The organism is Peptoniphilus koenoeneniae, from assembly GCF_030812875.1.
Lineage (GTDB): Bacteria > Bacillota > Clostridia > Tissierellales > Peptoniphilaceae > Peptoniphilus_B > Peptoniphilus_B koenoeneniae.
The window spans coordinates 103,208-121,826 of record NZ_JAUSTN010000004.1; the positions used below are offsets into that span (position 1 = coordinate 103,208).

The following is an 18,619-nucleotide window of genomic DNA, read 5'->3' on the forward strand; positions in this document are numbered from 1 at the left end:
TTAAAAAAACAAAAAAAAATAAGCCCCACAATTACCTGGTGGTCGTAAAACAGTAAAATCAAAAAATGGTGAAAACCTTGTGTTTTCAAGGGGCGACGTGACGAAAGTCACGCCGTTTCCTTTTTCATCAGCTCATTCAGAGGAATAAAGCCCAGTCCGTCGTACTTGATATGGATGTGCTGTGCCCGCTTGTGCCGATCACCTTTTTCGTAGTAGGTGATGCGGTTTTCAAGCTGCTGTTTTTTGTGTTGGAGCTGCGAGAACTTGCGTTCATTTTCCGCTTTCTCCGCTTCCAGTTGGGGTATGGTTTTCTGTTTTGCCATAGTACATGACCTCCTTGTTTTTGATGTGGGGATATAAAAAGACCGCCTACCGAAAGTCGGCAAACGGTCATGGGTATATATACAAAACTTTGTGAGTGGTGCTGTTTGCGTCAGCAAATTGCGCCACTCACAAAGCACGCAGGGATAGCCGCAAAGCGGCGCAAGGGGTGCAGCCCCTTGTACGGAACAACATGACGCAAAACAGCCCGGACTTCCAAGTGTCCGGGTTGTCTGCCTCGCAGAGCGCACGTATACAGGCGTCAGCCTGTATAGAAGTGCGCCCTTTGTTCCAAAGGGATTTTTGACTTAATCAGCAATGTGCAAAATGCGTCTCACATATTCCTCATTGCCCAAAAAGTATTGCTCGATTAACTCCCAGCGCTCATCGTCATTCATGTCGGCAGAAAAGAATGCCGTGAGAAGTCGCTCGTTATTACGATGATGTTCTTGAATGCTTTGCAGCACACCATTGGTATATTTTCCGCTTGTTGCCAGCCGCTCAAGTTTTTCAGGATCGTTAATACGAATAAATACTTCTGCTTTTTCTCCGCCTCGGATTTCATAGGTTGCCAGCCCAAGCAATTCCATAAAACGCAGCAATGGCATGATCTCAATTTGCTTATTTTGAACCAACGGGTAAAATCGGAAGAACGAATTATCTTCTGTATTAACCACGCACTGCCCAATTTGGTGAATAAAGAAGTTGGGAAGTCGCGCGTATGCGGCACTGCTGACAAAATATCCTGTCTCGTCCGCTCCGGGCATTTTCCTACTACGAAGAACCCGGACACGGCTTCGACTCTGGCTGTATGCTGCATACTCATTTACGCTTTCGGTGAATATGTCAAGCAGCATGCCTGCTTTGTCATGAGGAATCACTTTTTCGCCAAGCATTTCAGCAAGTTCTGCTTCAAACTGCTTTCGAGAAAACTGCTTTGTCTCGCCGTTTTTATACTTCTCAAATATTTGCGTAATTGCAGTAATAACAGTCTCGACGCGCTGTGATACGGCAACATAGTCATCAGAGTAACGTATCTCTACTCTGACGCGCGGTGCAACAGTATAGTTTTTTCCACTCACGGAAATTCCCCGCTCAAAAAATTCCTTTTTGAACATGCCGAATGACCGGTCTGGGTAACAATTTTCCCAAATCCCCGCCATATCTACAAGGAAGGTTTTCCCAGAACTGTATACTGTAATATCGGATGCACGGCTCTGATTCTTTGTAGGAACAGTGCGAGGTGCAATGCCTTGCTGGAATGTGCAGTATGATCCAAATAACTTCAAAAACTCATTTTCTATCTCGTGTGGAACATTGACATAGTTTTTTGAAAGCATTGCTTTGGGACGTACAATTAAAACGGGGAATGTGTATTTGTTGCTCAAGTCTTTTGAAAGAAGCAACAAGCCTGATTTTGTCCGATTTTCGACATCTTTTTCCTTAAAAAGGTACTCGAATGTTTCCGCCGAAATCAACAGATTCCGCCTTTTCTTTGCTCGTTGAATTGCACATATCTTTTTCAGCATTTCACGCAGCTGATACTGCCGCATTTCAGAAATTCCGTTTAAGGATCGAACATATCGAAGATCACTGGGAAAGTAGTCAATATGAGCTACACCTTGAATCTCAGTATTGCGGGCGGCTCTTCCGATTTCCTGAACATAATCAGATAGTGTGCCGGTCGGGGCAAAGTGAATAACGTGTTTAATATCGCCAACATCGATACCCATGCCGAAGGCTTTGGTGCAGAACAGCCCCATAGCCGTTCCCGCCTTGTAGTCTCGCTCCACCATCTTGCGTTCCGCCGAAGGTATTTGCGCGTGGTATCTCCGAATCTTCACATGGTCTGTGGCATTAACCAGATTATAAATCTGATCGACTTGACTCCGATAGGGAAAATAAGTAAGTACCTTCTCGCCTCTGGCAATATATTCACGCATTCTCTTCAATGTCAAATCCAGTTTGGCATTTTCGATTCGTCCCTCAACTTCGGCGGGGTTATGGCGTTGAATATCGAAAGAAATATTACTTCGCTTTACATTCCCGAGATGGATAATAGTCTTTCCCAAACCGAGTTCGTGAATTATATCATTTACAACATCGTCATCACCAGAATATACAGCCGTGGCTGTCAGACACAGTACGGGGAACGATAATCCATCACGAGCCGTCTGTTTCAAGAAATCGCCAAGGAACCAATAATCTGATCGAAAATCGCGTCCCCAACTTGTGACAGTATGGGCTTCGTCAATGACAACCATGCCTACTTGCCGACCGCCCAAAAACGATTGCAAATGAGTTGTCAATAGCAGCTCAGGGGCAAGGTATAGCAAGGACTTTTTTCCTGCATGTATCTGGTCGATAACATCACTACGTTCCTCTATGCTCATGCTTGAGTTAATGCAGGCAGCAATAGAAATTCCTCGTTCACGTTGCAGTTGGTCAACCTGATCGTTCATAAGAGCTATCAGCGGGGATACGACAATCGTAACAAGATTGTACTTTTCGGCAAGATAGATCGCAGGAATCTGGAAAAGAATCGACTTTCCAGAACCAGTCGGTGCAGTTATAAATATATTGCTGAATATATCTCCATCTTGGGCAGCTTCACACTGATCTACGATTTCAGCGATAATTTGCCCCTGGGTTATTATTTCTGTTTCCTGTGAACGGTCGGGATCTTTGTAAAAGAGTAATGGTCGAAATTGAGCCGCATTGCCCCAGTACTTTTGAAGCACATGAACAAATTGGCTATCATTATACTCTATTTTTTCTTGATACAGCTCAAGTTCATCAAGAAATACTTCCAGATTAAGCAGATTTGCCGCACTAAAAATTGCGCTGGTTCGAGCAGAAAGGCTATCTCCGCTTTGTAAGAAAAGCGCAGATGAAAGCACACCATTGGTCATATTAAGACAATACTCCCAATCTTCTATGCTACCAACTTCAATATGCTTGATGTCATCTGTAAGCGGTTCTTTCTCTACCACACAGCCTTGCCAAAATGGAACGATTTCAATGCGTTCGTCATCGAGAGTAGCTGGTAAGAGTAACGCTTTTTCCTTCTTCAGCAGCTTAACATCTCCGTACATTTTGACGAGTTGGGCCAAGGGACTCCCAGCAGGAGGTTCATGCTCGGTCTGCCAATAATCAAAAAGCTTTTCAGCATAACTGTATGGGAAATAGCAGGGAACCCAAGGTGAAAGGATATTATTTTCTATGACTACAATATTATCGATCTTCATACGGGGAAGGAGTTGTCTAATCGCCAAAAGCTCCTCATAAAAGCCCACCATCGGTTTTGTTGCACTTTTGATAGATGCTGCAAGATCGAGCCATCTATCGTCTATTGCTTTCAAATCAAGGAACCCCTCGTGTAGCAGAGAGGCATCATCCAACAATGAATTGGGATGTGTAATCAAAAACCGAATCTGTTCCAATCCAAATCCTTTGAAGAATATCAAAGTATGCCCTGTGAACTCGGAAATCAGTTCTTCAACGCGATTAGAAAAATACTGTCCGATGGTTGAAGTAGACATTGTGGTGCCCTCTCTTTCTATCCATGCTAAATTTCAGACTTAGCATGGGGTAATTTAATGCTTTAATTATATCGCAAATTCGCCTAATTTACAATTATTGCTGGTCGTTTTTTCGTCTTTTCTGCCACACAATGTCATATCCCAGCACATCCGCCAGCTCCACCGCCTCGCCGTAGCGGAGCGAGCCGCGCTTGATCTTGCCGGAGAGATTGGGAACGCTGCGGCTCCAGCCGTATTCATCGGAGAGGTAGTCCACCACCTCGGTCATGGTCATGCCGGTGCGGACAATGTAGGACTTGATCTCATTGCGGTAGGTTTCGGATTTTCTCATATTCAAACTTTCCTCCTGTTTTTTCGGTGCGCTCTATGGTAAAATGGGTTTGTCAAATCGTGACACCCGTTCGCCATAGGGCGCTGGTTTTTGATGTACGGCTTTCGGCTGGAAATACTGCCAATGATACGTTGGTCACGGGCAACACCCGCAGCTTTTGCCGTTTGGTGTGTCTTTGTGTGAAACGTCGAAACATCATTCTGAATGGCAAACGTCGTTCGCTGCCGGGTAGCGCTCTGTTCCATGCAGACAACCGCACAGAGCAGAAAACTATTTCGCCGTTTTCACTTGCTTTGATTTTTACGTTTGATTTTGCCGCTCCTTCCGAACGTCGTTCCTGCCCGGAGGATCGCTCCCAGCGTTTCGTCCCCGTTGGTACGCTCACGCTTTCGCGGTCATAGCGGTTACTTCGCTGGGGGACATATCCCGTTCGGACGGTCATGCAATTTTCAAGGTTCAGGTGCGATTGCAAGACCATTTTAGCGAAAAATATAGCTCTCTCCCGTATATCCAAGAGGTCGGAAAACGCGCCGAAAAACGCAGATTTCCACGCTTATGGACAAGACCGGAAAGGGCAGAAATTTGAAGGGAGGACACCGCCATGCAGCCGAAGCTCACCATTCAGGAGCGTCTCAAAGACCTGCGCGTGGAGCGCGGTCTGACGTTGGAACAGCTATCTGAGAAGACAGGCATCTCCAAGTCTGCGCTGGGAAAATACGAAGCCGATGATTTTAAGGACATCAGCCCGTTCAGCATGGTGGAGCTTGCAAAGTTCTACGGCGTGTCTACCGATTACCTGTTGGGGCTGACAGAGCAAAAAAATCACCCAAACACAGAGCTGGATGCGCTGCATTTGGGTGATGATGCAATCGAAGTATTGAGAACGAGCAAGTTCAATCACCGACTGCTGTCGGAGCTGATTTGCCATAAGGATTTCCTGCGTTTCATGCTGGACGCCGAGATTTACGTTGACCGGATCGCGGATATGCGCATCAATGATATGAACTCCGTGCTGGAAGCAGTCCGGCAGATGGCTTTGATGAAGAACGGTGACAATGAAAATGATCTGCATCTGCGGACGCTGGAAGTCGCGCAGATCAGAGAGGACGAGTATTTCGGAAGCCTGATTGCAGACGATCTGAAAGGCATTCTCCGTGACATTCGGAGCGAACACCGCCCCGACACCATGACGGCAGATGAAAGTTCCCTCGTAGCAACTGTACGGGGTCAGTTGCAGGATGCGATGAACTTTGAGGGTAGCTCCGAAGAAAAGCAAATTCGGTCGTTCCTCGCTACCTTTGGCATTGATTATGACAAGCTCACCAAAGAGCAGTTTGTCTCGCTGATTGAAATACTAAAGCTGTCCAAATACTTGAAAAGCCCAATCAACCAGCGCGGAAAAACGACCATGACCCACGGCAAGGGAAAACGGAAACGGAAATAGGAGAAAGCCGCGATATCCAGTAAAAATCTGGATATCGCGGCTTTTCGTTGCCCAATCCCGCCTGACAGATGCTCATTTCGTAATTTTGGTCTAAACCTGTTTTACGAACACCTGTCTATATAGTGGAGCTTTTTTTCGACTATTCTTCTTCAGCCACTTCTTGACCTTCTTCGTTTTCAAGTTCTTTGTACTTTTCAAAAACGATTCTTTCAATTTCCGCTCTTGCTTCTGCATTAATCGGATGTGCAACATCTCTAAATTCTCCATTAGGAAGTCTTCTTGAAGGCATTGCAATAAATAGGGAATCATTTCCTTGGATAATCTTAATGTCGTGAATAACTATTGCATCATCAAAAGTTACTGAAACTATAGCTTTCATTTTACCAACGTCTGTTAATTTTCTAATACGTACGTCTGTAATGTTCATCTGTGTCACCGCCTTAATTTATATACACTTATTATACTATAATAAATGAAAAAAAACTTAAAAATTTTTAAAATATTGACAAATTTATAGGTTTTATATTATCTTCTGAAAAAATAAGATTAATTTATGATATAATTTTTATGTTAGAGGTGGATATATGTTTAAATTTAATCTTAATGAAAAAAAATATAAGCATGTTCACTTTATAGGAATTGGCGGAATTTCTATGAGCGGACTTGCAGAAATATTAAATAAATACGGATACAAGGTTACAGGCAGTGACAGTAAACAATCCGATACAACTGATAAGCTTAAAAGTCATGGTATTGATGTAATAATAGGACAAAAAAAAGAAAATATTAAGGGAGCTGATCTAATAATTTATACAGATGCCATTTCCCTTGACAACGAAGAACTTGCTCAAGCAATAAAAACTAAAGTTGATTTAATAGACAGAGCTTCTTTCTTAGGTGCTCTAATGGAAAATTATAAAGTTTCCATAGCAATTTCAGGAACTCATGGAAAAACTACAACAACTTCCATGGTAGCTGAAATAATTAAAAATCTTCCAACTGAACCTACTATAATAGTTGGAGGAAAACTTGATGATATAAATGGAAATGTCCTTGTTGGAAAAGAAGAAATGATTTTAACTGAAGCCTGTGAATATAAGGCCAATGTTTTAAAATATTTCCCTACTACAGCTTTAGTTTTAAATATTGACGAAGATCATCTTGACTATTTCGATAATATTGACCACATTATAAATACTTTTAAAGGCTATGGAGATAACTTAGGAAAAGATGACAAGCTTATTTTAAATATTGACGATGAAAATACAAGAAATCTTCTTGAAAGAGATAACACTCAAATAATTACCATTGCCGTTGACAGATATGCTGACTATAGAGCAAAAAATATAGAATTTAATGACCTTGGCTATCCCCAATACGATTTATATTACAAGGACAAATACATTGATAAAGTTTTTCTTTCCATAATGGGCGTCCACAATGTATATAATTCTTTAGGGGCAATTGCCGCAGCCCATGAAAACAATATATCTTTTAAAGAAGCTATTGATGGAATTCATAATTACCATGGAGTTCATAGAAGACTTGAATACAAGGGTAACTATAAGGGAGCCCTAGTTATGGATGATTATGCCCACCACCCAACAGAAATAAAAGCTTCTCTTAACGCTTTAAGAAAGGGCTGCAAGAAAAATTTATATTGTATTTTTCAACCCCATACTTATACCAGGACAAAATTGCTTTTGGACAGCTTTAGCAAGAGTTTTTCTCAAACGGATTATACAATAATTACTGATATTTATGCTGCAAGGGAAAAAGATTATGGAGATATTCATTCAAAAACTTTAGTTGATGCAATAAATAACAACGGAAACTCTGCATTTTATATGGAAACTTTCGACGAAATTGTAAAATTTTTACAAGACAATCTTCGCCCCAATGACATGGTTGTTACCATGGGAGCCGGTGATGTATATAAAATAGGACAAATGCTTTTAAATTCTCAAAAATAAAATATACACAAGAAAACAAAAAATATTTTAAATTTATAACTTACTTTATAAAAATACCCTCTCTACTTTATTAGTAAAGAGGGTAAAATTTTTTTAATTTATCAAGTGTCCCACTCCAAAAATAAAATCTCGCCCCTATTCTCATCAATTATAAATGCAATGAAATTACCATAAATGTTTTCAAAAACATTTTCTGAAGTTGCTTTAAAGTAGACTTCCTTATTCAAGTCAATAGAAGTTTTAAAACCTCTTTTTTTAACTGCATTAAGACAAGTATTAATTTGAGAAATTTTATTTTCATCATCTTGAACCTTATAAGCTTTAAGTTCTTTTTTTAATTCTTCAATATCATTTTTATCTATAGAAAATAAAATTGCAGCCTGACCATCTCCGTGAAAATCCGGCTCTTTATAAAGCTCTCTTACTCTCTTCACGCTTTTAGGAAGGTTTATTCCAAATTCATTTTCCACTTCCTTTACAGCCTCTTCTCTCTTATCTGAAAGTAAAAACAAAAGGGGAATTGCTGCAAGAAAAATTATAAACATAATAATCAAAACTCTTTTAAATTTTTTATCACTCATCTTCATCACCCTGATACCTTAAAATATCCCCAACATTACAATTTAAAACTCTACAAATTTCTGAAAGAGTGGAAAATCTTATGGCCTTAGCTTTATTTGTTTTTAAAATAGAAAGATTTGCAAGGGTTATGCCAACTCGCTCAGATAATTCCGTTAAAGACATTTTATTTTTTGCAAGCTCCACATCTAAATCAACAATTATTTTTCCCATAGTCCACCTCAAATCGTTAGATCATTTTCTTCTTTTAATGTAATTCCTTCTTTTATCAAATCACATAGTAAAAGAAAAATTTGTCCAATTAAGATGGAAACAATTGCCGCTCCAATAAAAATTAAATTTGTAATTGAACCATCTAAGTTAAAATTTGTGTAAATTATAGAAAGAATTGATAAAAAAAATATCCCTATAAAAGAAAGTGCAATAACTTGAAGATCAAAAAGCATTCCATATTCAAAAATTTTGTCTTCACCATATTTTTTAAGGGCAAAAAGTCCAAATGAAACTGCAACAATTAAGGCAATTACTATCCCCTGACACAAAAATAACATGGGATATCTCATATTCATAAACATGGGATAAATATCTGCCATAATTTTTGAAAATTTAAAAATTTCATAAAATGAAAAAAGCAAAATTATAATTGCAATAATTAAAAGCCCACCAATAAATTTAACTCTAAGTGATTTCATAGTAACCTCCCTTTATTTTTAATATACCACTTTATTTTATGATTTACAATAATTATTTATTGTTTATCGATAATTTTTTAAGTTATGAGATTTAAAAAATACCCTCCTTACACTTTGCTAGTAAAGAGGGTATTTTTTCTATAAATTTTTCAAAATAAAACTTCTTCTATTAATTCTTTATTTTTTAATTTTTCAATCCATTCTTTTGGAATTTGGTCATAGCCATAAATAATGCCTGCAAGACCTCCTGTTACAGCTCCTGTCGTATCCGTATCATCTCCAAGATTAATAGCCTTTAAGACTGCATCCCTATAAGAATTTGTATTTAAAATACACCAAATACTTGCCTCTAAAGTGTCAAGAACAAATCCACTGGATCTTATTTCATCTTCCCTTTTATTTTTAATTTCATCACAAATAAATTTTTCCTTTTTTATTAATTTTCTTGCAATTTTAACATATTCCTTGCAAGAATCTAAAGAAATTTTGTGACCATGAGTTATAGCAGAAACTTTTTCAATTTCCTCATCATCAGCATCAGTAAAAGCCAAAGGCAAAATTCTCATTAAAGATCCATTTCCATTAGAATAATAATCATCTAAGCCATGACCCTGTGAAATGGCCATCCGAGTTGTATTGCCCACACCAAAAGTTTTCCCGTCCGCAGTAAACTCATCATTGTAAACCCAAGACTCAAAATTTTTTCTAATATCAATAATATTTATTTTCCCGCCATTGTCTTTAATAGCCTTACAAGTGGCAAGAGTCATACTTGTATCATCAGACCAAGTTCCCGGCTCCCTATTCCAAGTCCCATTTCCCACCATACTTTGGCACTTAAAGGTATTTCTTCCTTTAAATTCATAAGGAACTCCCAGAGCATCGCCAACTGCAAATCCGTAAATAGCATCTCTTAACATTTTTTCCTCCTAAGTTTTAATTTAGATTTTTTACTTGCAAATAAAAGGGAATTGATAAAATTTGAGCTGAAATTGAAATAGCAATCATAAGAGGAATTGAAACTTCATACATTGTTCCAAGAAGCCAACTTCCCAAAAACCAAAAAACTCCGAAAGAACACTCAAAAATCCCATAACCCGTTGCACGATTTTTTTTATCCACCATTGATGTAACTGCAGCCTTTAATATTGATTCTTGAGCTCCCATTCCTATTCCCCAAAGGATCAATCCGAAAATAAGAGCCGGAATGCTTTTCATACCAAAGATAAAAAATGAAAAAGGAGCAGAAATAATTGTTGAAATTACCAAAGCCTTAAGGCCATTTTTATCATACATATGTCCGAAAACAAGAGCTGCTATGGCGTCAATTAACATTGCCCCGGCATATAAAAGAGGTATAGTTCCACTATTAATTAAATTTGAAGTTTCATAAAAGTTTCCCGCAATTTCTGTATAATTTTTAGAAATATGCATAATTACTATTGAATAATCAATAAAACCGAAAGCAAAAAAAGAAATTCCCGCAATATAAAAAATAAATGATTTTTTCATTTTAAAAGGTTGAGCTTTTTTTATTTCAGGTTCAAAAGCTTCAGGATTTGGAAATTTTTTCTTTGTATAAAACAATAAAAAAATAGTAATCATACCTGGAATAAATAAAAAGGCAAAACATCTTCTATAAATTTCAAAAGCACTTCCATCAGTTTTAAAAAGCATTACTAAATAAAGAAGGACCGGTCCCAAAAAAGCTCCGATTTGATCCAACATCTCTTGAATTCCAAAAGACTTTCCAACCCCTTCTTGGCTTGCTGCAAAAGACATAATTGTATCCTTAGCAGGTTTTTTTATTGCCTTTCCCATTCTTTGAAATATTAATAAAGCTGACGCAGCCACCCAACCATTTTCTCCCACAAGAGCAAGAGCAGGCACTGCTATAATATCTAAAATATAACCGAAAATTACCATGGGCCAATATTTTTTCGTTCTGTCGGTAATTTTTCCAAATACATATCTCATGGAATATCCAACTAATTCACCAAGCCCCGAAACAAATCCTATAGTTCCTGCAGATGCACCTAAAATTGTAAGATAGGCTCCCCTTATACTGGAGGCGCCTTCATGAGTCATATCTGAAAATAAACTTACAATTCCAAATAAAATAATAAATAACATTGCCTTTGAAATTCTTTTTTCTTTCAAATTTATCTCCCCGCTATTTTTATAAAATTTAAAAATTTTATTTAGATAATGCTTATGTGCTTTTTTACATATTATCCTTTACCCCCACAGCAATAATTTTTGCTTTAGCACGAACTAGGCCCTCAGCTTCCATTTCCATATTTACAATTACTTTTCTTTCGCCGATTTCTTCCGGCCATGAAGTAACTTTTATCTCCTTATTCATAGGCAGGGGCTTTTTAAAATCAATCTCAAGCCTTGCAGTAATAAAACGACCTATAATAGTGTCTTCATTAAAATCGAGACCCCTTTTATGGTGGTTAAACCAAGCAGCAGATGCAGTCCCATGGCAATCAAAAATCATGGCAATCATTCCTCCAAATAAATTTGCAGGAACTCCCCCTGTAAAATGCTCATCAGGTGTAATTTTACAAATACAAGTTTCCCCATCCACTGAAGGGTAAGATTTTAAATGAAGACCCTCTTTATTTTTAGGACCACAGCCCCAACAATATTGAAATCTTTCCCCATAAGTGTCCTGAATAGCCAAAGCCTTGTTTTCCTTTTCCATATTTATTCCTCCACATTAAATTTATAAAATCCAACTTTATTTTCAACTTAAACTTTTCTAATTGACTAGTATTTTAACACTTTTAAATTTTTAAAAAAAGTTGGCAAAAAAATTGCCTCCCTTTTAAGGAGGCAATCATAAGATTTTACTTTACCATGTCTTCTATTAAACGAATCCAGTTTTCGACAATACCATTTTCGTTTCTTCTGATATATTCATGGGAATTTGCAGCTTCCATAATTTCATAGTAAGCCCAATGATTTTCATTTAAGTCTGTAAAATGCTTTAAAAGTCCTAGGTTTTCTATGCCTTCAAGACTTTTTGCATCAGCCTTTCTATCATAAAAATTATTCAAGATAGTTACAATTTCAGCTCTTGTAATAGGAGCATCAGGACGGAAAGTTCCATCAGGATAACCTGCTATACGATTATTTCCGTAAGCTTGATTAATCGCATCTTCATAAATGTGTCCTTTTACATCAGCAAAAGGTGCAATAGAATTATTTTTCTTATCTATAAACTCTATTAATTTTGCAAATTCAGCCCTTGTAATAGGAGAATCAGGGCGAAAATCTTGTCCGGATTTTTCAACTAAAATACCCTTTTCAAAAGCAGCATTGATATACTTGTTGTACCAAGAACCTTCCTTAAGATCCGAGAAAATTCTTGAACTTGAATCACTTAAATCATAGCCTTCAAGACGACTTATAAGAGCCACTGCTTCTGCCCTTGTCATTTTGCCTTCTGGTAATACTCTTTGATCTAAATAGCCTGCTAAATATGCCTTATGACTTTCAATTTTCTTTTTAAATTCATCAGGGCTTTTTATAGTGAAAGTTCCCAAATAACCCTCATCTTTTACTTTCCTTTCAATCTTTTCCCATTGAGCGGCAAAAATGTAGTTGCCGTCAAGCTTAAATTTATTGCCTGGATTAAGAGTAACTTTATTTACACTTGCAGCATCTGAAGTTACTTTTGTACCCCTCCATCCAGTAAATTTAAAGCCTTCTCTCACAGGCCCTGCTGGAATAGTGATTTCATCATTTACCTTATGGGCTTCCTGCTTTTCTGTTTTTCCGTCTTCAAATTTTCCGCCGTTGGCATCATAAATTATTAAAAAGTCTCCCTTGTAATTTATGTCATAATTATTTAAAAGGCTTTTGCTCATGCCCTTCATATGAGGAATATCAGATGTATCACTAAATTTTAGTTTATCAAATCTATCATAATTTATTGGAGGTGCAAATAGACCTAATCTAGCCTCATTACCCTTAAACAATGTAGTTTTATCGATGCTTAAATTTTGATACTTAGTTTCATCTGCAGGATTTTTATAATCGCTTGATACATTATAGATAGCTCCTCCAAATCCAGCTTTGTTATCTATAAACTTGCTTGAATCGCTAATATTGACAGTAACACCCTCATCAATATAAATACCTCCGCCTGCAAGAGTTTTTTGATCTTGTTTAGAACCAGTATCGTTGCCATTAAATTCAGTTCCTTTTATATTGACAGTTCCTTTACTTTGTGAGCCACCTGTTCCAACAAAGATGCCAGCAGCTCCATTAGCTGTATTGTTTTTAATTATACACTTATTTAAATTAACGATAGTTTGAGCTACAGATACAATTCCGCCACCTAATAAATCTGAATTATTAGCTTCTATACTAGAGTTTTCAACAGTTAAAGTGCCAAGAATAGCTGTTATACCTCCACCTATATTTTTAGACTTGTTATTTTTTATTGTGCTATTTTTAATTGTATAATTTACTGTGGGATTGTTTTGTACACCTAATAACAAAGCTCCACCACGAGCTTTACTATCGTTCTTTTCAAAAGTACAGTTGTCAATGTCAATGTCTGCGTCAACACTATAAACAGCTCCACCGTCTGACACTGAACTATTTTCTGTAAAAGTAGAGTTTTTTATTTCAGCTCCGCCTTGTAAATACAAAGCACCACCAGCTGATGCAACTTTATTGTTTTTAAATGTAACATCATTTAGTGTTAATTTCTTTGATGAAAAAATTGCTCCAGCCCAATTAGCTGTATTATTTTCAAAAGTGGTATTTGAAACACTAAATTCTTTTGAGCTATATATTGCACCACCTGTGCTTGCTTTATTGCCTTTAAATGTAGCATTAGAAATACTTGCTGAATTATTTTTACCAATAAAAATAGCTCCACTAGTTTTCTTGGCTTCATTATTTTCAAAAGTTCCTCCAGTGATGTTTAGAACTCCAGAAGCCGCTATAGCTCCACCATCACTTGTGTTGGATTTGTTGTTTTTAAAAGTTCCGCCACTAATATTTACTGTAGAGTCTTTACGAGCTTGAATAACTCCACCTTGTGTATCTGAATTGTTATTTTGTATTATTGCTCCATCTTCAATATTAAGGACACAATTAGAAGAAACTAATATAGCTGGACCATCATACGAAGGAACGTCAATAAAGTTTTGTACAACCGTTCCTTTCCCTAATGTAAGTTGGCCATTTTCTGATAAAAATGTTAGTTCTCCGTCCTTATTACCATCTAAAATTATATTTTCAACTCGCATCTTGCAATTATGGGCAACATAAAAAATTAGTCGTGTTCCAAGCCTTTTTAAAGTGCAAGTTTTCCCATCAGCTGATTTTAGTAAAATGTTAACATCCTGCCTTGACCATACGTCCTCATTTGCAGGAATATCATAATCTTTATTAACTGTAATTACATATTCGTTTGACTGATCATTCTGTTCGCATGCACCGAAAGCATCAAAAAGAGTGTCAAACTCTCCAACAAGTGCCCCGTTTCCTGTACTTCCAAGAGATCTTTTTGTTACTGTGAAAGTCTTTTCCGTTCCTCCCACAGGATTTTGCATTAAAAGTTTTTTGCTTTTATCTTCTTTAAAATTTAAAACTTTTTCTTTATTTTCCACATCTTTAGAATCTTTATTCATAAGTTCCTCTTGAGGTAAATCATTTTTTACATGATTTAGAGGATCTGTGGAAGCTAAAGTCCTTGTAGGAAAGATAAAACTTCCTAAAAGAAGGGCTAAAATAAAAATTAAATTAAATTTTTTCATAAAATATTACCTCCAGTCTCTATTTATATTCATTATACATATTTTACCATAGATTTTATATATAAAATATAGAATTTAATTTAATTTAATTAAAATTTTAAAAAAGTTTTTATTTATATTCTGTATTGTAACCTGTATTTTCCTTTGGTCTATAGGCATTTGGAAAGGCTTGATCGGTGGTAACATCAAGGCTTACCTTTTTAAGAAGTTTATAAACGCCGTAGGGATCTTCGATTGAAATAAATCTATTGGCATCAGATGAAACTCTGTAATTAAAAGCTCCATTTACATTTGCATTATAAAACAAATTAAGGGTGCCTACTTTTCTTATATTTTCCAAAAAGTTTACATCAACTGAAAGGTTTGTGATTTCTCTATGTTCAAGAGTATTTATATCTCTTCCAAATATACCTCGACTAACGTAAACTCTCTTATCCGTAATGGCATATTCGACGGTTCTGTAATTTATAAGCCTGAATATTGGGCCTATTATGGCAAACCAAACGGGAAATAGATGAAAAAGAAAAAAAATAAAAATAAATCCATTTAGAAATTGAGCATCTTTTAAAAAATCGGAAATTAAAAATAAATCAAAAAGTCCCCAAAAAATTGCAACTAAATAAATTGCAGGATTTCCCACAATGTACAATACAATATCAGGCTTTCCTCTCCACAATATGCGTTCATTATCATCAACTATACTTTCAATCATTTCGCACCTCCATAATGAAATAATTATAGGTAAATTTTTTTGATAAGGTATTTTATCATTGTTAAACAAAGAAATTTTGAATTTTTCGTTATAAATTTGTAAAGTTTTCCATAATTTTATATTTAATTAGAATTGTTTTATTGTAAATAAAAAATAGCGATTTTAAGTCGCTATTTTTTTGCCATGTATAAAATTTTAAAACTATAAATGAAAAAGTTTAGCTTTAGTCCTTTTCTATATTTTTTAGTATAATTTACACATTATAATCAAAATCATCTATGGATTTTTTTTGGTCTAAATTTTCCTCCCTTAAAAAATCCATTTCCACCATACCCTTTAGCTTTGCCACCTGGGAGGTTGGAAAAGAAACTATTTCTTGATTAAAAATGCTTATATTATTATTCACTATTCTTTTTGCAGCTGCCAATTGTTCATTTTCATCATCTATCTCATCTTCCAATCTCAAAAATTCTTCAGAAGATTTAAGCTCCGGATAAGCCTCTGCCAAAACGTGAATCTTTTCTATTGCCTGGTCCTGATTTTTTATAACATTTTCAAAACCCCTAATTCCAGATTCCTGTCTTAGCTTTACCAAATCGGTAAAAGTGGATTTTTCATACTTAGCAAAAGACTTAGCCACCTTTATCATCTGACAAATGGTATCATACCTCTTAGCAAGAGCTATATCTAAATTTTTTTCCGATTCCTTTATTATTATCTTATATCTATTTAATTTATTTGAAGCCCTTATAAACCAAATTATAAGACAAAATAAAAACAAAAATGGAATGACCAAGAAAGAAGTCACTAAACTAATAAACTTTTCCATAATTTCTCCTTTAAAATTTCTCACCAATTATATCAATTAATTCATAAAAGTAAGATAATTTACCTCTGATTTTTTCATATTCCCCCGAAAGGGATAAATTTTCCACAGACTTTCCCCCACCTGGTACCGGGAATAAAAATTTATGAGACTCAAAAGAAATAGCAATATATTTTTCGTCCATATATAGGCAAACCCTCATTTTATCTGACCAATCATTTAAAACTTCAATAATCTTAGGATCTAAAATCAATCTTGTATAAAAATCATCCGTAGAAAATATTGAATAAGAATCATTAAACTTAATAGATTCAACCCTTACCTCTTTTTCATCTTTTCTCTTACTTCCATAGGCCCTATAAATTTTATCACCAAGGAAATTTTCTTTTACAACAGGCACAATCCTAATATGCCCCTTAATCTTTGTATCCATCTTAGCTGCCAAAACCTGGCCCTCAAAATCAACAACCTCTTCCTCGGTCTTATCCTTGTCCTTTATGTAGTGATATGCCCTCAAATTACAAAACTCAGTCTTATAATCATCACCAAAAATTATATGGCAATTGGAATAATATTTTTTAGAATTATAAATTAAATTTCCTAAAATTTCCAAATCTATACCCTCAAGATAATTTATCCTTGTATCCGGCAAGATTTCTTTTAAAACAGGTAATAAAAAATTATTTACATAGTCATCAGTCATATTATGTCTATTTTTTTCTAAATAATTAGACGCAATAATAATCATAATAAAAATAACTATTGCCCCATAAGCCTTAAAATATATAGCAGCATTACCTGCAATTATAAGACCAAGACAACCTAAAAATAAAGGCTTTGTTGCCCTATCTTTCATCTTAGCCTTAATAACTTTTAACTTCTCCATATTTTGAGGAGAATTTTCAAGCTCTTGAATTTTTTTAATAATATCAGGATCAGTAAATTTATCTCTAAATTTTTCCTTCATGATAAATCCTTTCATTTATGCTTTACTGTTAAATTTTATCATATTCCATTTAAGATATGAATAAAAAATTTTTTCTAAAAGCCAATAAAATTTCCATTAAAAAAAGGCCATTAAGCCTTTTTTATGTGTTTTATTTAAAAGTTATAATAAAATTTAATTTTTATTTTCAAAGATAAAAGATACTTCTAATCCGGGATGCTTATTTTTTATAATGAATTTTCCTTCATGCAATTCAGCTATTTGTTTAGAGATAAAAATACCCAGTCCATGTTTTGTAATATTGGTTAAATCTTCTTCATTGACTTTTTTTATAATGCTTTCAGATAATCCCATTCCTTCATCTAAAATGGTAATAGTTAAGCTATTTTTAGATTCTGAAATTATTAGTCTTATTTTCCCTTTTGTATAGATTATTGAATTTTTTAAAATATTTTCAAGCATTCTATAAAATAAATTGGGATCCATTTTAAGTTTTATATTTTGCTTTTTTATATTATTTTCAAAAATAATTTCCCTTTCTGGATTTTCATTTAGTTTATCTACTAGGAGTTTTCTAATTACTTTTAGGAGATTTTCTTCTTTAAAGTTTTCTTTTTCTATGTTTGAAAGGGATAGGGTCAGATTTAAGCTTTCTAAGATATTTGAAATTTTTAAGACCTGGTCTTTAATATTTTCTACATCAAGGTCTTTTTTATTTTCCTTACTTAGTTCCCATGAAATTTTTGCAAGGGGGGTTCTCACGTCATGGCTCACTCCTCTAATCCACTTGCCTTGAGCTTCTTTTAAGTTTTTATATTTTTCATTTGCCTTATTTATGGAAAATGAAAGGTCTTTTAATTCTCCATATTCATCTAATTTTTCATAGTCTTCTTCATAGAGATTGTCTATTGCTTTTTGAAAGGGTAAGATATTTTTAAAAATATTTTTAATATCAATTCTATAAATTATATAGACAAAGACTAAAAATAAAATTAAAAATATTATAACTAATTCCAAATTAAAAATAAGGTTTTTGTAATTATAATAATTAAATGGTAATTTATCTAAAGAATGTTTAGGATAGGCAAATATAAGCAAGCCATCACCTGTTTTATATGTGAATACTGGATAGTCTGCTAAATAAAATCTTGTAAAGCCTGCTACGTCAGTAAGATTAAATTTATCTTTTACTTCTTTAGGCTTATTAAAGCTTTCTATAACTTTTCCGTCTTTATCAAGTCTTATGGACCAAATATCTTTTTCTTTTAAAAATTCTTTATTTTTTTCGTTTAGATAAATCTTGCTTTTATTGTCTTCCACATAGGAAAAAATATCATTTGGCCTTGGATATTTATTATTTAATCTGTAGTTTAGGTAGAGAAATATCACAAGCAAAAACATTAGAAAAAACATTAAAGAGAGTATTCTTATAACAATTTTTTTAAATCTTTTTAAAATATAATTAAACAT

General features: G+C 35.0%; 18 protein-coding genes. 3 read left to right on the forward strand and 15 right to left on the reverse strand.

Translation table 11 applies throughout. The features are described 5' to 3' along the window. Positions 1–107 precede the first annotated feature (107 nt). The 3 genes from J2S72_RS04480 to J2S72_RS04490 form a co-directional block, all read right to left on the reverse strand. Positions 108–323, reverse strand: coding sequence for a hypothetical protein (locus tag J2S72_RS04480; protein WP_023056171.1), 216 nt, complete (start codon positions 321–323; stop codon positions 108–110). 306 nt (positions 324–629) lie between these two features. Then, positions 630–3,863, reverse strand: a complete 3,234-nt coding sequence (locus J2S72_RS04485) for a helicase-related protein (RefSeq protein WP_023056142.1) — start codon at positions 3,861–3,863, stop codon at positions 630–632. Between the two features lie 94 nt (positions 3,864–3,957). Beyond that, the gene (locus tag J2S72_RS04490) at positions 3,958–4,200 is read right to left on the reverse strand and encodes a hypothetical protein (RefSeq protein ID WP_442417713.1); all 243 of its coding nucleotides are present in this window, start codon (positions 4,198–4,200) and stop codon (positions 3,958–3,960) included. Positions 4,201–4,229: 29 nt separating this feature from the next. Between J2S72_RS04490 and J2S72_RS04495 the strand changes: the two genes are divergently transcribed. Together J2S72_RS04495 and J2S72_RS04500 are read left to right on the forward strand one after the other, a co-directional pair. Beyond that, positions 4,230–4,595, forward strand: coding sequence for a hypothetical protein (locus J2S72_RS04495; protein WP_155803755.1), 366 nt, complete (start codon positions 4,230–4,232; stop codon positions 4,593–4,595). 200 nt (positions 4,596–4,795) lie between these two features. Further along, entirely contained in the window at positions 4,796–5,638 is an 843-nt protein-coding gene (locus J2S72_RS04500) for a helix-turn-helix domain-containing protein (protein WP_023056210.1), read from the forward strand. Between the two features lie 139 nt (positions 5,639–5,777). Here J2S72_RS04500 and spoVG read toward each other — a convergent pair whose 3' ends face one another. Next, positions 5,778–6,065 carry a septation regulator SpoVG gene (gene spoVG / locus J2S72_RS04505; protein ID WP_023056187.1) on the reverse strand — a complete coding sequence of 96 codons (288 nt, stop codon included), beginning with the start codon at positions 6,063–6,065 and terminating at the stop codon, positions 5,778–5,780. Positions 6,066–6,222: 157 nt separating this feature from the next. Between spoVG and murC the strand changes: the two genes are divergently transcribed. Continuing rightward, on the forward strand, positions 6,223–7,611 hold the full coding sequence (gene murC / locus J2S72_RS04510) for a UDP-N-acetylmuramate--L-alanine ligase (protein WP_023056170.1): 1,389 nt from the start codon (positions 6,223–6,225) through the stop codon (positions 7,609–7,611). Between the two features lie 101 nt (positions 7,612–7,712). Here the strand turns inward: murC and J2S72_RS04515 are convergent, their stop codons facing one another. The 11 genes from J2S72_RS04515 to J2S72_RS04565 form a co-directional block, all read right to left on the reverse strand. After that, a complete protein-coding gene (locus tag J2S72_RS04515) occupies positions 7,713–8,192 on the reverse strand; it encodes a hypothetical protein (RefSeq protein WP_307495059.1) in 480 nt (159 codons plus the stop codon). Beyond that, entirely contained in the window at positions 8,185–8,403 is a 219-nt protein-coding gene (locus tag J2S72_RS04520; RefSeq protein WP_023056188.1) for a helix-turn-helix domain-containing protein, read from the reverse strand. The genes J2S72_RS04515 and J2S72_RS04520 overlap by 8 nt, the downstream gene beginning before the upstream one ends. A gap of 8 nt (positions 8,404–8,411) precedes the next feature. After that, on the reverse strand, positions 8,412–8,882 hold the full coding sequence (locus J2S72_RS04525; protein WP_023056195.1) for a DUF2975 domain-containing protein: 471 nt from the start codon (positions 8,880–8,882) through the stop codon (positions 8,412–8,414). Positions 8,883–9,031: 149 nt separating this feature from the next. Continuing rightward, positions 9,032–9,802 carry an ADP-ribosylglycohydrolase family protein gene (locus J2S72_RS04530; RefSeq protein ID WP_023056200.1) on the reverse strand — a complete coding sequence of 257 codons (771 nt, stop codon included), beginning with the start codon at positions 9,800–9,802 and terminating at the stop codon, positions 9,032–9,034. A 16-nt stretch (positions 9,803–9,818) separates the two neighbouring features. Continuing rightward, positions 9,819–11,042, reverse strand: a complete 1,224-nt coding sequence (locus tag J2S72_RS04535; RefSeq protein WP_023056140.1) for an MFS transporter — start codon at positions 11,040–11,042, stop codon at positions 9,819–9,821. A 64-nt stretch (positions 11,043–11,106) separates the two neighbouring features. After that, complete coding sequence (locus J2S72_RS04540; protein WP_023056167.1) at positions 11,107–11,592, reverse strand: hotdog domain-containing protein; 486 nt, start codon at positions 11,590–11,592, stop codon at positions 11,107–11,109. 145 nt (positions 11,593–11,737) lie between these two features. Next, positions 11,738–14,665, reverse strand: coding sequence for an S-layer homology domain-containing protein (locus tag J2S72_RS04545; RefSeq protein ID WP_307495060.1), 2,928 nt, complete (start codon positions 14,663–14,665; stop codon positions 11,738–11,740). Between the two features lie 109 nt (positions 14,666–14,774). Next, positions 14,775–15,377, reverse strand: coding sequence for a PH domain-containing protein (locus J2S72_RS04550; protein ID WP_307495061.1), 603 nt, complete (start codon positions 15,375–15,377; stop codon positions 14,775–14,777). Positions 15,378–15,630: 253 nt separating this feature from the next. Then, on the reverse strand, positions 15,631–16,206 hold the full coding sequence (locus J2S72_RS04555) for a LemA family protein (RefSeq protein ID WP_023056169.1): 576 nt from the start codon (positions 16,204–16,206) through the stop codon (positions 15,631–15,633). A gap of 10 nt (positions 16,207–16,216) precedes the next feature. After that, positions 16,217–17,170: a DUF3137 domain-containing protein gene (locus J2S72_RS04560; RefSeq protein WP_307495062.1), complete on the reverse strand. Its 954-nt coding sequence runs from the start codon at positions 17,168–17,170 to the stop codon at positions 16,217–16,219. A 153-nt stretch (positions 17,171–17,323) separates the two neighbouring features. Next, complete coding sequence (locus J2S72_RS04565; protein ID WP_307495063.1) at positions 17,324–18,619, reverse strand: sensor histidine kinase; 1,296 nt, start codon at positions 18,617–18,619, stop codon at positions 17,324–17,326.

Excerpts from the sequence above, each read along its gene's own strand:
- J2S72_RS04525 (WP_023056195.1), bottom strand. The coding sequence starts at position 8,882 with ATGAAATCACTTAGAGTTAAATTTATTGGTGGGCTTTTAATTATTGCA.
- J2S72_RS04540 (WP_023056167.1), bottom strand. The coding sequence starts at position 11,592 with ATGGAAAAGGAAAACAAGGCTTTGGCTATTCAGGACACTTATGGGGAA.
- J2S72_RS04560 (WP_307495062.1), bottom strand. The coding sequence starts at position 17,170 with ATGAAGGAAAAATTTAGAGATAAATTTACTGATCCTGATATTATTAAA.
- J2S72_RS04520 (WP_023056188.1), bottom strand. The coding sequence starts at position 8,403 with ATGGGAAAAATAATTGTTGATTTAGATGTGGAGCTTGCAAAAAATAAA.
- J2S72_RS04495 (WP_155803755.1), top strand. The coding sequence starts at position 4,230 with ATGGTAAAATGGGTTTGTCAAATCGTGACACCCGTTCGCCATAGGGCG.
- J2S72_RS04485 (WP_023056142.1), bottom strand. The coding sequence starts at position 3,863 with ATGTCTACTTCAACCATCGGACAGTATTTTTCTAATCGCGTTGAAGAA.
- J2S72_RS04550 (WP_307495061.1), bottom strand. The coding sequence starts at position 15,377 with ATGATTGAAAGTATAGTTGATGATAATGAACGCATATTGTGGAGAGGA.
- murC (WP_023056170.1), top strand. The coding sequence starts at position 6,223 with ATGTTTAAATTTAATCTTAATGAAAAAAAATATAAGCATGTTCACTTT.
- spoVG (WP_023056187.1), bottom strand. The coding sequence starts at position 6,065 with ATGAACATTACAGACGTACGTATTAGAAAATTAACAGACGTTGGTAAA.
- J2S72_RS04515 (WP_307495059.1), bottom strand. The coding sequence starts at position 8,192 with ATGAGTGATAAAAAATTTAAAAGAGTTTTGATTATTATGTTTATAATT.
- J2S72_RS04545 (WP_307495060.1), bottom strand. The coding sequence starts at position 14,665 with ATGAAAAAATTTAATTTAATTTTTATTTTAGCCCTTCTTTTAGGAAGT.
- J2S72_RS04565 (WP_307495063.1), bottom strand. The coding sequence starts at position 18,619 with ATGTTTAATTATATTTTAAAAAGATTTAAAAAAATTGTTATAAGAATA.
- J2S72_RS04480 (WP_023056171.1), bottom strand. The coding sequence starts at position 323 with ATGGCAAAACAGAAAACCATACCCCAACTGGAAGCGGAGAAAGCGGAA.
- J2S72_RS04500 (WP_023056210.1), top strand. The coding sequence starts at position 4,796 with ATGCAGCCGAAGCTCACCATTCAGGAGCGTCTCAAAGACCTGCGCGTG.
- J2S72_RS04555 (WP_023056169.1), bottom strand. The coding sequence starts at position 16,206 with ATGGAAAAGTTTATTAGTTTAGTGACTTCTTTCTTGGTCATTCCATTT.
- J2S72_RS04530 (WP_023056200.1), bottom strand. The coding sequence starts at position 9,802 with ATGTTAAGAGATGCTATTTACGGATTTGCAGTTGGCGATGCTCTGGGA.